The sequence below is a fragment of the Psychrobacter sp. CX14 genome (assembly GCF_057396205.2).
Window position 1 is genome coordinate 2,773,797 of record NZ_CM183187.1, and the last position, 15,106, is coordinate 2,788,902.

Genomic DNA, 15,106 nt, shown 5'->3' on the forward strand with positions numbered 1-15,106 from the left:
AACACAGCGCTTGACCCATTAATTTGTAAAAAACAGCTCTATTTATTAATAGTTGAGTAATATTAGCGCAATATCACCTATTAAATGGAAATTAGCCCAACTACTGTCTACTTTTAGCGATTAATCAGCTTATTCTCAATCGCAATCAACAAGTCAATGGCGATGTCTGTACCGCACTGATCATTAACCTCACGAATACAAGTTGGGCTTGTCACATTAATCTCGGTAATTTTGCCGCCAATGACATCAAGACCGACAAACATTAGCCCTTTGTCTTTCACAATCGGCGCTACCTGTTTGGCAACTTTCATTTCAGCATCCGTAACGGGCATTGCCACACCTTGACCGCCGGCTGCTAGATTGCCTCGAGTCTCACCTTTCGTCGGAATACGCGCTAGGCTAAAAGGCACAATCTCACCGTCAACAATCAAAATGCGCTTATCGCCATCTTTGATCTCTGGCAAATAACGCTGCGCCATAATCGGCAGAGTCTCAAGTTCGGTTAGCATCTCAAGTGTTGCACCAATATTAGGACTGTCTTCGGTCAATCTAAAGATACCGGTACCGCCCATACCATCTAGCGGCTTAACGATGACGTCATGCTGCTCTTTGATAAACTGACGAATATGCGACTGTTTGCTAGTCACAATCGTTGGGCTCATCAAATCACTAAACCATGTGGCAAACAGTTTCTCGTTGCAGTCACGAATCGCTTGCGGGTCATTAACCACCAACACGCCAGCCTCTTTGGCATGATCAAGCATATAGGTGCTATATAAAAAACGCATGTTAAACGGTGGGTCTTTGCGCATTAAAATAACGTCATAATCAGTAATCGGCTGAGTTACCTTCTGCTCAAGACTATAGAAGTCTTCAGGGTCACGGCGCACAGTCACTGCTTGAGCATCGATTTTTAAAGCGCCTTCATCAAGCCATAAGTCATGAATCTGACAATAACCCAGCTTATGCCCGCGGTCACTTGCCGCCCACATCATTGCCAGTGTACTGTCTTTTTTATAATTGACCGTCTCAATCGGATCCATCACCACCAATACATTAAGTGATTTGCCCATTAAATTTTGACTCATGCTACATTACTCCGTTATGACTACCCTATTATTGAGAATCGTCCCAGCGATTGGCATTGTTATAATATTGACGCTGATGGTGATTTTAACTCTACAATAGTGTTAATGCTTAGATACCGTATTGCTCACGGTAATGGCGCATTTTTGCTAATTGGGTGCTGTCGCCATTTTTGGCAACATAATCAATAATATCATCAATAGTGACCAAAGCTTGTACAGGAACGTTTAACGTTTCAGCAAGCTCTTGAATAGCAGATTGCTCATTTTGACCACGCTCTTTACGATCTAATGCCACGATAATACCGGCCACAGTGGCGCCTGCTTTATCTAAAATCTCCACCACTTCACGCATAGCCGTGCCTGCGGTAATTACATCGTCTAACACCCAAACCGCCTTACCTTTGATATCGGCGCCAACTAGATTACCGCCCTCCCCATGATCTTTGGCCTCTTTACGGTTATAGCCCCATTTGGCATTAATACCATGATTGTTCCAAAGCGCTTGTGCCGTCGCTGCCACAAAAGGAATACCTTTATATGCAGCACCAAAGATAACCAGCTCATCACTGCCCGTGTCTTTTACTTGTTCTGCTAAGGCATCAGCATAACCATTGGCCAATAATGATAAGGTTTCACCTGTTGCCAATAAGCCGGCATTAAAAAAATAAGGGCTAATGCGACCTGATTTCAGCACATATTCGCCAAATTTTAAAACGTTGTTTGATAAAGCAAGGTCGATAAATGCGTTAGAGCTAAAAGGTTGCACGGACATGAGCATTCCTATAAAAGTAAATAAAATTCAAGATTAAAAGCTTACAGTATATTTAAAGAGGGCTATCTTAGTCATTCAGACCAATAGGTGCAAACTATTTTTATCGCTATCGCACCCATAAATAAACCCATGCACTTAATCACTAATAATCAGCTGTTTATTGTGATTACGACCAGCCGTTAATATAGTAATCACTGATATTTGGATAACGGGTCAACAAAGCAGTACGTGATGAGATATTAAGGTAAATAGGCTGACCTAAATTGGCACTCGGCTTACCTTTAACATTGGTATGTGACGCATGGTCGTGATGCGCAGCATGGGTAATTTTTAGTCCCAGATAATGCGCTGCTACTACCACATGACCCACAAACAAACGTATTTGACGGTATTGCTGTTCATATTGCGGATGAATATTACACTGACTGAGTACGTAGCTGCGCATGTGCTGACAGATTTGCTGCGCGGTGATGCTGCGATTAACCGATTGACGTGTCTGACATTTCTTTAAAATATGCACCGCCACGCTACAGGCTAAGATATCGGTGCTTAGGCTGTCTACGCCATTATCAAAACGCTCTGGATATAAGATAAGCTCCCAATTTGGCGCAAATATATCATTAATCATCTCTGGCATGGTCGCTGATAACTGTGAGATACCCGCTAAGGTAGGCTTAGTCTCTGTATCAGCACTTACCTTGAAGCCATAACGTGTGAGCGATGGATATTGCTGACAGACACGGTAAATATCTGACATATCCAGTAGCGTCATTTCTGTCAAAGGAGACAGCAGCTCTAGTGGCTCTTTAACAGTCGTAGCTTTAGTAGCAATAGCACTAGATGCCGTTGTTGTATTTACCATCTCATGCGCGGCAACTGGTTCAAAAAATGCGGCAGGCAGATTAATCAATCCGCCCAATTGCAATAACTCCAAATGTGAAGCTAGCGCTGGTGAGGCAATAAGCGCCCACTTTGATGCATTATCGTATTGCCCTTGTTGAGACAAATCAGGCTCGGTAAGCTGATTGGCTTCATGAATGACTTTGGTTAACGCTTTATTGTCAGCAATCATTTCGTGCAAAAGCTTTTTGATAGGCTGCTGATAACGCGGTGAAGGCGCTGGAATATCGCTAAGCGGTCTATCAGGATCTAAAGCAGAATCTTTGGTTTTGGGGTTAAAGTCTGGATGCGCAATTCGTGGATGTGCCACATCAAACTGCCCGCTAATCTGTGACACGCGGTCTGGTTGCGGCTTGGCTGTTTTATAAGTCGTCGCTTCTTTATTTAAAGCCCGAGAAGTGCGGCTATTAGGATTAACGGCACTGTCTACCGTCGTCCCTAATAATGGCTCATTTAGCTTTCTTGTCACATCTTTGATAGGAAGAGAATCTGTTTGCTCTGCTTTATTGAGGTTTGAGTCCGGTTTATTAGACTTTGTTTGATTGGCGTCTTGTTGACTTGGTTGCTGCTCAGAATTAGCGTCAAGCTTTTTGTCTGTTGATGAGCTTTGTTGCGCATCGTCTTGCGAATTTCCCATTGATGACATACGCCCTCCTACAAGCTTAACCTAAAAATCGTTTTGAGCGGTTTAGTCTATCAAAACCACTTCAATTAGCAACTTAAGATATACAGATTTTGTGTTTATTAGTTTTAATCAAAGTAATTCTATGTGAATTCATTCGATTGGCTATTTTAATGTGCATGCATGATTTATAGCGTTATCTCCACCCTGCCTTTAGCTTATCTTCAATTCTGCCAATATATAACGATATCCACTTTGCCAATCTGGATATCTTAGCCAGTTACGTGGAATATTACTGTGCAAACGTTTACCGCTCATGACATCGCTGCTCTGTTGACCCTCCTTCAATACAGTAGGCTGTGAGCTACCTAACTTATCAGCCAGCCAACAGGTCAATTCAAAAGAGGTAACAGGCGCATAATCTGTTGCCAAATATACAGGTTTTAGTTGTGCATTATCGACCATTAATACTTGCACGATAATATTGACAAGGTCTGTGTCCATAATGCGATTGCTCCATGCATATTTTAGCATCGGCTCTTTATTGCTCTCGCTCGCTTTACGGATAAGCATTAAACGCCGCTTACCGTAAATACCGCTAGGACGGATAACCACCGCCTTTTTGCTGTAAGCGAATTGTAGTGCTTGCTCAGCTTGCAGAATATAGCGAGAAGCTTCTCGCTTTGGTGTCTTTGGAATAACTGTCTCATCTATCCATTCGCCATTATCCTGACCGTATACTCCAGTGGATGAAATAAATACCACGCGCTCAAGCTCTGGCAGACTGTCCGCTAACGTCGCAATATGTTCGGCAATACCTAAATAAGTTTGCTGATAATCGATTGCCTGATAGTTATCAGGGGCGACAATAATAGCGATATGAGTAAACTGACTAAGCTGCTCGGCTGTTAGTTCACGAGAATCTGCTTGTATGTATTTAGCCGTATCAGCCAGTTCATATTGATGACGCTCACCGCGTGCCAGCCCTGTGGTTTTAACACCTTGATTGGCTAAGGCATTCGTCACTGCCAGACCGATATCGCCTTGACCGATGATAAGTAAATTGCGCTTGAGAGGTGCGTTCATATTAATCTCGTTATTATTATTTCGATAATAGGGTCTGTTGACAAGGATTGGATATGGTGAAAAGGATTATTCTATTTTCAGAAAAGCTGTCGAATGCTTCAACATCACCTGTTTTATTAAACATCAAGTCATACTTAGGCAGTACAGCAGACTCACTGTCGCCACGTGTCTGTACTAAATCAATGCGGTTTTCTGAGAAAAAGGGAGCGGCAACCCACATTTTCTTATCATAGTCGTACTCTACAGCACATTGTGTCTCTGTATCAAAGTCAGAGAAAAGCTCAAAGTATTGTTCGTGGCCATTTCGACCCACAAGTATAAAATTACCACACTGCGTTCCACAGCTTAATGAGAATAGATAAATATCATCGTTTAACTTTTTAATTCGGGAATGTGACCACCCATATCCGTCGTATTCATCCATAAATTGTGACTCGACAACCGTACCATCACTTAGTGTTTCAACTTTTAATACATAGCCTGCCTCACAATCCATCATATCCAAATCCATATGAACAGGTTTTGTGCAAATCTTAGTTAAATAAAAAGGCAGCGAGTCTGATGTATCTACTTTTGATTTATCAATGTCAGCTTGAGTGGCTAACTGGTTGGGCGTATTGCTATGTGCCTGAAGTGGACTAATATTAGAGACAGCGACAGCAGTACCAATAAAAAATAAGCGCCAAAACCCTCGAATACTAAGTACATTATCCATCAAGACTTTCGGTAATAATCTTTTAGCGGACATCCGATGAGGCATTTTTAGCATCCTGTAAGCTGTTATACACAATCGGCTGTAACACGTTATTATTAATGTCTAACACACCATACTTGCCAGACTTATTGACGATAAACACGCCGTTATAATCAATGATATCGTCATAAACAAACGGAATCAGAACCGTATCGCCATGAAATACGCCATACTTTTTATCGCTACTGGCAATATACGCTTTGGGAGTAACCGCTTCATAATAGTCATGACTTATTGGGTTACCGACAGAATGTATATTATGATTGCCACCACTTATAAGATAGGTCTCCTTTGGAAACGGATAACTTGTATCTAAGACAGCCTCTGCCTCGAACTCTAAGCTCTCTTCATTCCATGTGGTTATATCTTCAGTTACCCATATATCATCGATGTCAACACTTTGTGCAGGTTGTAAAGTGTCAAAATAACGGCGTACGACCAATGCCTGATCTAACTGATCGACATATACCACACCCAATTTTCCCTCACGCTCAGCCATAAACACCTGATTAGGTTTGACTATAATTCTATCGTAATTAGCATCTAATACTATCCTAGCCCAATTATTAATGATGCCAACCTTGCCATTTTTTGAAAACTGATACAAGTCGCCACGTAAATCTTTTATAGGCTCATCTGAGGTAAGCAGCACTTCTCCTTTCAGCGTTATTAGATTTTCCCTAATCGTATCTTTTTCCTGAGGTCGCCAATAGACAGAGTCCACCTTACCTTGATTGGCTTCAATATGGTTTAGAATAAAAGGCGTAAAGGTTTGAAAGTTGAAATAAATAATCGACTGCATAGGTGCTAGGGGAACACTCCATTGGCCATTAGGCTGAATCAATCCTAGTTTATTATCGATACGTACTTTTAGCGCATTAGTCTTATCAATATCAAATACAGATTCACATATGTCGTTCATGACACTCATTTCATCATAAATAAGGGGGATAACCATTTCCCCTTGCTGATTAATCACGCCAGACTTATCGCTGTTATCAACTTGAAAATAACCTTGCTGACTTTCAGTATCATAATGAATGGCAGTAATGTGAACCGCTGGATTTTTCTTATCAGCACCAAGATTTATGCCCGTATCCAATTTGGCAGGGTAAATAACGTGTCCGTCATGCGTCATCAAAGTATCGCTTTGTTGCCCTTGGTGTTCTGTGGTTAAAATCGCCAGTTCATCGTCCACCAAATCAATACTTTGATATTTAAAGTCATAAATGAGCTTGCCGGTCGGATCGATTAGTCCATAGTTGGCATCGCCTCTATTGCTGCCTTTGCTATCAACACCTTTTCTATCGTCGTCTTGCGGCCTATCACCCTTTGCTTACTTTGCAATAATGTAGCCGTTGGTATAGACCTCTATATCATATAATCTTTGATATAGCGGCGTTTCTTGAGCATCTTTAACGATGAAGGAATCGCCCTTTTTTTCTAAATAAATATCTTTTAAAGCCTCATTCATATCAAACACAGTACCAGCTGGTACTATAAACTTGTTTTTATTATCACTATAATTTACGCCAAACTCTCGATAATAACAGCTATTGATTTCGGCATAGGTCATGGTGGCAAAACCCATTAATACAGCAGAGACAATCAATGATTTAATAGCCACAAAAACGCTATTTAATTGACAGTTGTTATCATTTTTAATGCTATTGCTTTCGTTGACGTTTCCGCTAATAGTGAAAGTCATAATGAGGGTAAACACCTGATTGTTAGATATAAATTTGAAGTTTTAGCTTGAATATAGCTGTTTTGTTTACAATCAAAAAGCGCTTAGTTACTTTTCCAGCAACCACTCAACAGCCTGACTGATAACTCGTTCATCGGTTAATAACGCCAAATGACTTACCTCATAAAACACCGCTTTATGCGCATCTGGTATATCTAGAGTGTGCTCGTTAGTATGCTCTCCCAAAGCAGATGCAATATTAACCAGACCATCGCCCAACAACTGACTCATGTCTGACTCATCCTCCGCCTGACTTAAGCTACCTGCTAAAAAATAACTGCTAATATGCTCAGGCAATGCTGTGAAGTGACGCGCCTCATCAGGCAATACGCTGCGTGTCTGTAGCGACTGCCAGTCCTCATCTCGAATACTACCATGACGCAAATCGATAATCCCCGCACTGCGTATATCACCAAGTTTGGCTAATGCACCCGCAAAAGGCAGTTTGGCGATACTTTGTTGCACAAAATCACCGATACGCTCTAGCACCGCCCCATGATGCGGCGTACCTAAAGTAATTAGCTTATCTACCTTCTTTACCCAGTTGTATTGAGCTTGAGTACCATAATAAAGCGCACTACGTGAGACCAGCCCGCCCATACTATGCCCAACTAAATCAATTTGTGTGATATCAGGGTATTGGGTAGTTAATCCATGTAAGAGCTCAGCAAACTGATGACCATTGGTAGAGATACGCTGTCCGGTATTGTAGTTTAAGTACAACAGGGTCACATCCGGCAACTCTTTTAAAATCCTATGTCCTAGCGATTGCTCGCTATCCGGTTGCCAGTTTAGATAGCCCATGCATAAACCATGTAGCAGGATAATGACTCTACCACAGAGCGGCTTGTGGCCTTGGTTAGATGAGGCGTTATCAGTAGGATTTGTTTTGACGTCAGGCGTTAGAGAGAGATAAATAGGCTGAATTTGATGCTGATTATTTAGGCCATACAGCGTCATAGGCAAAGCAATAGGGTTGTTGTGACTAACCAGATGATCGCCCATGACGCCATTGATGACATTTACCACCATGTTCAGCGTCTTAGGTAGCGGCTGAGACGGTGCATGGCGTGCGAGCCGATTATATTGAGTGATACCCATTGCAAGACTATGTCCCACAAGCGAGGTTACCCCTTTGACCACCCCATAAACACGTCCGCTAATGCCTTTATTCCAAAATCTACCGTATCTATGGTTAAGTAGCCCTAAGGGGCGCAGCACTATCTCACGATGTATCGCTTCAACGATGCCCGTGGTTTCAATCACACCGATGACCGCTAGCTGACTAACCCCAGCTAAAAAGTCACTCATCGAGAGCTGACTATTAGCAGTATTAGTATGTGTTTTAATAGTAGCGACCGATACTTCATTGATATTGGCATCAACATGCTCACTTGGTTTCTGAGCGTCTATATCAGAGTCCATGATTTCTTAACATCCTTATTGTGTGGTTAGCCATGAAAGACCCGTCTAACCTTAATACTACCCTGATTTAAAAGTGGCTGCTAAAAATATTTTACGTAGGCCAATTGCACATCATCACGACCGTCAACACGATTTTGCAACTCATAACTACCTTTTAGTCTGATGGCTTGGTTTTGCCCCAAATCATATTGCGCGCCTAGACTGAGTATTGGCTGCCAGTAATGGCCTTTGCCTTGGTCTGAATCCATATCACCGTGGAACCAATAAGGCGCTTCAATCTCGCCCACTAGACGAGCGTTACGAGAGAACTGATAGCGGCAACCGACATTGACGCCAGCTCCAACACGGTAGCCTTTACCAAGTCCTTTACCGATCTGCGCTGCACCTGTACCAAAGGCATAACACAGATGCGGTGGCAATTCACCGGAGCCGGCGGTTGGTGTACCAAAAGCTGCCGAGATACCTTTTTCATAAGTGACGCTACCGACAAGATGGCTGCTGTCATTATTATAGCGGCTCATGCCCGCGTTCGATCCATCCTTTACCTGTTTGGCTTGAACGTTTACGCCCCAGCTTGATAATAATGAATCGCCTTTTTTGGCGGTATTAATGGGGTTAAATGCACGTCCTCGAAATACAGTTAATTGTTGCAGTTCTACGTTTTTATGATCGCCTTTATTCTTGTCATCATCACCGTAAGCTCGTAGTTCAACCGAACCAGCTTCTAGATGGAAGTTCTGCGGATAGCCACTAGGTCTGTCCAAAAAGCCATTAAAACCACCACGATACGCCAAACTCAGATAGCCGGTATCGTCCTGCCTACCAGCGCCCACCATCACTCGCTGCAAAGAATGGGCGTTAAGCGGGTTGTTGTCTGCAGCTGTTAAATGCGTTGGCACAAACTTGTGGTCTGGACTGATACTACTATCTGGTAACTCTATCAGCTGAGGGTCATTGAGCTTAGCCTGAGCTAAGGTTTTATCTGCCGGTATATAGTTTTGCTGATTAATCAGCCCCTCTTTTTGCAATAAACGGATGACATCAGAGGGCACCACGGCTACTTTGAATTCATCCAATAAATGACCCTCAGGGCGCACGATATCTATATAGCGCAGAATCTCGGAGGCACAGTTATCCATGGTAAAGTAATAAGGCAGCTCTAAATCTTTGCTCTCATAGACATGACGCATGATTTGCTGTACCTCTTCAGTGCTTAAATCAAGCGCATAGGTCCATACATCGCGGCTGTCTCTTTGCAGATAATCGGCCAACTTAACAGGATACGGCTCGATAGTAATGTCATTTGGATAACCACCTGTTGCAGATTTTAGAGCATATATCGGCGCTGAGTCGTCAGGATTACCTGCGACTGAGTCATTTAAAGCATGCGCCTTATCAATCGCTTTTGGGTTCGCCAAACTTGCTGTTGAATCAATGAGCATCAGCGTATGACCAAAGGCTGAAACCGCTCGGTTGGGGTATTCTTCAGCAAATACTACTGACAAACGCTGCGGATCAAGCTTTTGTAACCAAACATCAAAATCTGGACAATTAGGCTGAATCTCCTCCATCCCCAGCTGTGTCTTTAACCAATGTGTACGCGCAGGAAAACGACAAGCAACGCTGTCATCGCCATCAATACCTTGAGTGACTGTTGCTTTGATAAAGGCATCTAGCTCTGCTTGCGGATCGGTTCTGCCTTTTTCGCTGACAAAAAAATCTTTATTATCTACGCTGCTACGATAGTGTTTGTGGTCATCACTGCCACTGTTTTCATAAAAATGTAGGCGTAGCCAAGTAGGATGCTGCGCTAAATTCTTTTGCCGCGCCCTTTCGATTAAGCTATTCACTTGGGCATCTTGCTCGGTATTGCTTACTGCAGTAGAAGAAGACTGCGCTGACCGCTCTGGAAATACTTGAGAGTTGGTCTGTGCTGCATGCGTGGAGAGCGCCACACTGCTGATAGCAGCTACTAATGCAATTTGACCCATGCCTTTTTTGAAGCGCTTATGAGCTGTACTTTGATTTGAGATAGAATGAGAGGCAAACATAGTCAACCTTATTTATAATTGAGTGACGATTAATGTATAGACAGTCAAATACTGATGTATATTAATATTACTTCAATTGCTAAGTCGCTTTGATGATTAAGTTATCTTCATTGCTAAATACATTGAATGACTAAAACAGATAGTCGCTTTTTAGCCTGCTGTGATACGGCTACTATTTTCTTATGTTTATGAGACTAGAGAGCTTAAGCTTACGATGATACCATGTTGGCTATTTAAAGCCATGCTCCCCGCTCACCTTGATACTTTTGATGTGATACCTTTATGAAAAAACCTATTTTCTCTTCAAAATCAGCATCACCCACCTCTTTCACGATTACAGATGGCCGCTTGATGCAAGCCGATTGGTTACCCTCGCCCAACTTCAATCAGCGTCCTGTAGATAGTGAGATTAACGCGATTGTCATTCATAACATTAGTCTACCGCCCAATGAATTTGAGCAAACCGATGCCAATGGGCTGCACTATGTTAAAGCGCTATTTACCAACACTCTAGACTGGAATGAGCACCCTTATTTTAAGAGTATTGAGGGTATGGAAGTATCAGCACACCTCTTTATTGAGCGCAGTGGACAAGCAACTCAGCTAGTCAACTTTGAAGACAGAGCGTGGCATGCCGGCCGTTCAAGCTATCTAGGCAAACCAGAGTGCAACGACTATAGTATTGGTATCGAGCTTGAAGGCTCAGATTTCCAGGGCTTTACTAACAAACAATACAATACACTAGCCGCCGCCGTTGCCGCTTTGCATAAAGCATATCCCAAAACACGCCGTCATCTGACTGGTCATAGCGATATTGCGCCGGGCCGTAAAACCGACCCAGGTGAGTATTTTGATTGGGCTAAATTACGTCAAAAAGTTCATGACTTATTGGGCTAACTATTATTGACGATACTCAAAGCAAATACTGTGTTTGGTAGCGTGTGTGAAATCACACTGCCTTCTCAAACTCTACTTCATAATATTTTCATCTGAGGTCGTCAAGAACGCATTGAGATAATGCTATAATCTGCACAATTTTTGAACCCATTAAAAACCATAGGCGTTAACATTACATGGCAAAAAGCAAACTGTTTCGCTCGACGATGATTGTCAGCTCCATGACAATGCTCTCTCGAATCCTAGGCCTAGTACGTGATATTGTGCTGATGGGTGTGTTTGGTGCAGGCGGACTAATGGACGCCTTTTTGGTAGCGTTTAAGATTCCCAACTTTTTGCGCCGCTTATTTGCAGAAGGTGCCTTCAGCCAAGCCTTTGTTCCCGTATTATCTGAATATAAAGAGCGCTTTACGCTACAAGAGGTGCAGATTTTAATCAGTCGCACCTCAGGCGCTCTACTGTCTATCTTATCGGTGCTCACCGTCGTAGTTATGATTGCATCGCCTTGGGTCATTACCTTATTTGCCCCAGGCTTTGCTGATGAGCCAGAGAAATTTAATACGGCCGCTGACTTGCTGCGTCTGACCTTCCCGTATCTATTATTTATCTCGATGACCGCATTTGCCGGTAGTATTTTGCAAAGCTATGGCCGCTTTGCCGCGCCTGCCATTGCACCAGTGCTGCTTAACTTATGTATGATTGCCGGTGCATTAATTTTTGCGCCGATGTTTGATAAGCCAATTATGGCGCTTGGTTATGCTGTTGCTATCGCCGGTCTATTGCAGTTTTTTATTCAGCTACCACAGCTTTATCAACAAAAGCTATTAGTCGGGCCAAAGATTGACTTTCAGCATGAAGGTGTGCGCCGTATCTTAAAGTTGATGCTACCGGCCATCTTTGGTGTGTCCGTTACTCAAATTAACTTACTGCTCAATACCATTCTTGCATCACTGATGATGACCGGCTCTGTATCTTGGCTGTATGCTGCAGAGCGATTGACTGAGCTGCCATTAGGTCTCATTGGTGTCGCGATTGGTACGGTTATTCTACCCAGCCTGTCTGCCAGTGAAGCCAAAAAAGACGATGTCACTTTTCGTAAGACACTCGACTGGGCGGCACGCCTGATTATCGTGGTCGGTATCCCTGCAGCCTGTGCGCTATTTGTGCTAGCAGATGTACTCATGCAGACTCTGTTTATGCGCGGCGAATTTGCATTAAATGATGCCAATATGAGCGGCTTTGCACTTCGTAGTATGGCAGGCGGCATTTTAGGCTTTATGCTTATTAAGATTTTTGCTCCGGCCTTCTTTGCCCGTCAAGATACCAAAACACCGGTCCAAATCGGTATTGTGACCGTCATTGCCAACATGGTCTTTAGCTTACTATTTGTGGGTATTTTCTATTACTTCAAGTTGCCACTACACGGCGGTCTAGCACTTGCTACCACAGCTGCATCCTTTGTGAACGCAGGTCTGTTGTACTATCTGCTACATAAGCGTAATTTGTTCAAATTCGGCCCGCAGTGGAAAAAGCTGATGGCGCAATTTGTGTTCGCCAGTGCGGTGATGGTTGCTACGCTTTATACGGTGTTACCTTACTTCCCAACTCATTCATCGCAGCTTCATCGAGTCATAGCTCTGCTATTAATATGTGCATTAGGCGCTGTCGTTTATGGCGTTTGTCTATTGCTATCTGGCTTCCGTCCACGTCAGTTAAAACATGGTTAGTTAAATATATTACCCGCAAAAAATACCAGCTATTAGAGCTGGTATTTTTTTGGCCTAAATATTTGTTTATTCTGAGCCATCTATTTTGATAATGAATTGGTACAAAAAAAACCACCGCAAGCGGTGGTTTTTTATGCTGAAGACTAACAACAGAATAATTTAAAATTACTCAGCGTCAGTAGTCTTAGCCTTGCTACGGCCACCAAACGCGCCAAAGCGTTTGTTGAAGCTTGCAACACGACCTTCGTTAGAGGTTTTACGTTGCTCGCCAGTGTAGAAAGGATGTGAAGCGCTAGAAATATCTAGTGGATAGTAAGGATATTCTTTGCCTTCATATTCGCGAGTGGCTTTGGTTTTAGCAGTTGAACGAATTAAGAAGAAAGCGTCCGCGTTAGTGTCGTGGAACAATACTTCTTGGTATTCTGGGTGGATATCTTTACGCATAATTAATTCTCTCTATGTCCGATATACAGCGTTGCTGTACGTAACTGAGGCACTAGCGCAATGAGTGGTTAGCCACCGTGTCACTGGCTTATTCCAGCACAAGATACCAACCATTTGCAATTCTAGCCTTCCTCAGCGGGAAGTTAAGGCGGTGATTCTACCGATTTATCGTCGTTGTTGCAAGTCTTAATCACATAACACAACCTATCATCACCGCCTCTATTATAAATAAAAATGACTTTCCAAGCATCTTGAAAAGTCATTTTATCAATTAGACGATTGTGTTTAATAAGCCCAACTCTAAAGAGCCAAACTTAAAATAACCTCAAAATCTATTTGTCAGACGCTTTATCGTCTTTATTACTGTCATCTTGGCTGTCTTTTTTAGACTCGTCTGATTTAGTGTCTTCAGACTTGTCTTCCTTGCTCGCCTCAGACTTATCCTTTTCATTATCATCCGCTTTTTTGTCTGCGTCCGATTTGTCTTCGATACCCTCTTTAGCAGGGATAGGCTCAGGACCAAAGGTTGCTTTTGCTACACCGATTACTTGGTCAATTAAGTGACTGTTGTAATGCGCGGCAACGGCTACTGACGTTAGCGGTAAGAATTTTAATAACCAGCTTAAATCAATACCGTCTAAATCAAAATTAAACTGCTTAGCGATATTGTCGACTTGCTCAGCGTAGAACTGTACGCTGCTACCGCCAACGCCCATATTCTTAAGCTCATCACGTAGGCCAGAATTATTGGCACTACCTAATAAACCTTTGGCCATACCCAGACCTGCTAGGATCGTTTGCTTCTCTTGCATCTTGCTTAGATCAGCATGAGATAGCACAGCATACGCCATTTTAACGCCCTGCTTACCAGTTAACGGCTTGTCGTACACGGTCGCTAACTGATAAACGGTACGTAGCGATACCAGCAATAACCATAGCGTATCAGCGAACATACCTGGCAAGCCTGCTAAACCTGACACACCGCCGCCAATGGTAGCAAGCGCACGGTTTTGGTTAGCGATATCACGGGCTAGTGCATTGCGCTCTTGATCGCTTAAACCTTGAATGCCCTCAAAACGCTGCTCGCTTGGTAAATCAATTTGACTCCACGTTGCCGCTAATTTACCTACTTGAGTAAAGGCACTGTCTGTCGCTTTGTTAAACACACTATTTGGCACCACTTTTTTGGCGTATTTACTATAAGTGGCAAAGCGCTTACCGATTAGCTGCTGCGATGCTTTTAGGGTTTGTTGGCTAAATAAATTGTCTACTGATTTGGTTTCGTAGTTTGATAAATCTACTGCTTTAAATTGACTAGCTTTACCGGACTTGGCACTTAAACCATCTAAAAATGAGCCTAAACGCTCTAAATTATTACGCGCCAAATGACCGGCGGCATCTAATCCTTTAGCAATACCCTGAGCGTTATTTGATTTTTTTGATTTGTTACTCATTCTATAATTCTCCTAAATTTAATGTCAGTTAAATAAATATCGTTTAAATAAAAATAAGTCACACAAGATTTAATGTCTCAGCAGAGTTATAACATCCTACTAAACAAACCATCCTGTCCAAAATAAGCGAGTAATATTG

At 42.7% G+C, this 15,106-nt stretch carries 13 protein-coding genes; 2 read left to right on the forward strand and 11 right to left on the reverse strand.

Features of this window, described 5'->3' with window-relative positions; genetic code table 11:
• Positions 1-113: 113 nt before the first annotated feature.
• The 9 genes from gshB to AC2SLO_RS10835 form a co-directional block, all read right to left on the reverse strand.
• Positions 114-1,088 (reverse strand): glutathione synthase, encoded by a 975-nt coding sequence (gene gshB / locus AC2SLO_RS10795; RefSeq protein WP_486542387.1) that lies wholly within the window; start codon positions 1,086-1,088, stop codon positions 114-116.
• A gap of 109 nt (positions 1,089-1,197) precedes the next feature.
• On the reverse strand, positions 1,198-1,860 hold the full coding sequence (gene pyrE / locus AC2SLO_RS10800; protein ID WP_486542385.1) for an orotate phosphoribosyltransferase: 663 nt from the start codon (positions 1,858-1,860) through the stop codon (positions 1,198-1,200).
• Positions 1,861-2,026: 166 nt separating this feature from the next.
• Positions 2,027-3,406 (reverse strand): hypothetical protein, encoded by a 1,380-nt coding sequence (locus AC2SLO_RS10805; RefSeq protein WP_486542383.1) that lies wholly within the window; start codon positions 3,404-3,406, stop codon positions 2,027-2,029.
• 189 nt (positions 3,407-3,595) lie between these two features.
• Positions 3,596-4,468 carry an SDR family oxidoreductase gene (locus tag AC2SLO_RS10810; RefSeq protein ID WP_486542381.1) on the reverse strand — a complete coding sequence of 291 codons (873 nt, stop codon included), beginning with the start codon at positions 4,466-4,468 and terminating at the stop codon, positions 3,596-3,598.
• A 16-nt stretch (positions 4,469-4,484) separates the two neighbouring features.
• Positions 4,485-5,216 carry a hypothetical protein gene (locus tag AC2SLO_RS10815; protein ID WP_486542379.1) on the reverse strand — a complete coding sequence of 244 codons (732 nt, stop codon included), beginning with the start codon at positions 5,214-5,216 and terminating at the stop codon, positions 4,485-4,487.
• Positions 5,206-6,474 (reverse strand): WG repeat-containing protein, encoded by a 1,269-nt coding sequence (locus AC2SLO_RS10820; RefSeq protein WP_486542459.1) that lies wholly within the window; start codon positions 6,472-6,474, stop codon positions 5,206-5,208. Before AC2SLO_RS10820 ends, AC2SLO_RS10815 begins: the two co-directional genes overlap by 11 nt.
• 84 nt (positions 6,475-6,558) lie before the next feature.
• A complete protein-coding gene (locus AC2SLO_RS10825; RefSeq protein ID WP_486542377.1) occupies positions 6,559-6,930 on the reverse strand; it encodes a hypothetical protein in 372 nt (123 codons plus the stop codon).
• Between the two features lie 87 nt (positions 6,931-7,017).
• Positions 7,018-8,394 (reverse strand): esterase/lipase family protein, encoded by a 1,377-nt coding sequence (locus AC2SLO_RS10830; protein ID WP_486542375.1) that lies wholly within the window; start codon positions 8,392-8,394, stop codon positions 7,018-7,020.
• 80 nt (positions 8,395-8,474) lie between these two features.
• Positions 8,475-10,445, reverse strand: a complete 1,971-nt coding sequence (locus tag AC2SLO_RS10835; protein ID WP_486542373.1) for an Lnb N-terminal periplasmic domain-containing protein — start codon at positions 10,443-10,445, stop codon at positions 8,475-8,477.
• 282 nt (positions 10,446-10,727) lie between these two features.
• On the opposite strand from AC2SLO_RS10835, the gene ampD reads away from it, so the two are divergent.
• Positions 10,728-11,342, forward strand: coding sequence for a 1,6-anhydro-N-acetylmuramyl-L-alanine amidase AmpD (gene ampD / locus AC2SLO_RS10840; RefSeq protein WP_486542371.1), 615 nt, complete (start codon positions 10,728-10,730; stop codon positions 11,340-11,342).
• 176 nt (positions 11,343-11,518) lie between these two features.
• A complete protein-coding gene (gene murJ, locus AC2SLO_RS10845) occupies positions 11,519-13,069 on the forward strand; it encodes a murein biosynthesis integral membrane protein MurJ (protein WP_486542369.1) in 1,551 nt (516 codons plus the stop codon).
• A 165-nt stretch (positions 13,070-13,234) separates the two neighbouring features.
• On the opposite strand, the gene AC2SLO_RS10850 is transcribed toward murJ, so the two are convergent.
• Positions 13,235-13,513 (reverse strand): type B 50S ribosomal protein L31, encoded by a 279-nt coding sequence (locus AC2SLO_RS10850; protein ID WP_486542367.1) that lies wholly within the window; start codon positions 13,511-13,513, stop codon positions 13,235-13,237.
• A gap of 332 nt (positions 13,514-13,845) precedes the next feature.
• Complete coding sequence (locus AC2SLO_RS10855; RefSeq protein ID WP_486542365.1) at positions 13,846-14,967, reverse strand: EcsC family protein; 1,122 nt, start codon at positions 14,965-14,967, stop codon at positions 13,846-13,848.
• Between the last annotated feature and the right edge of the window lie 139 nt (positions 14,968-15,106).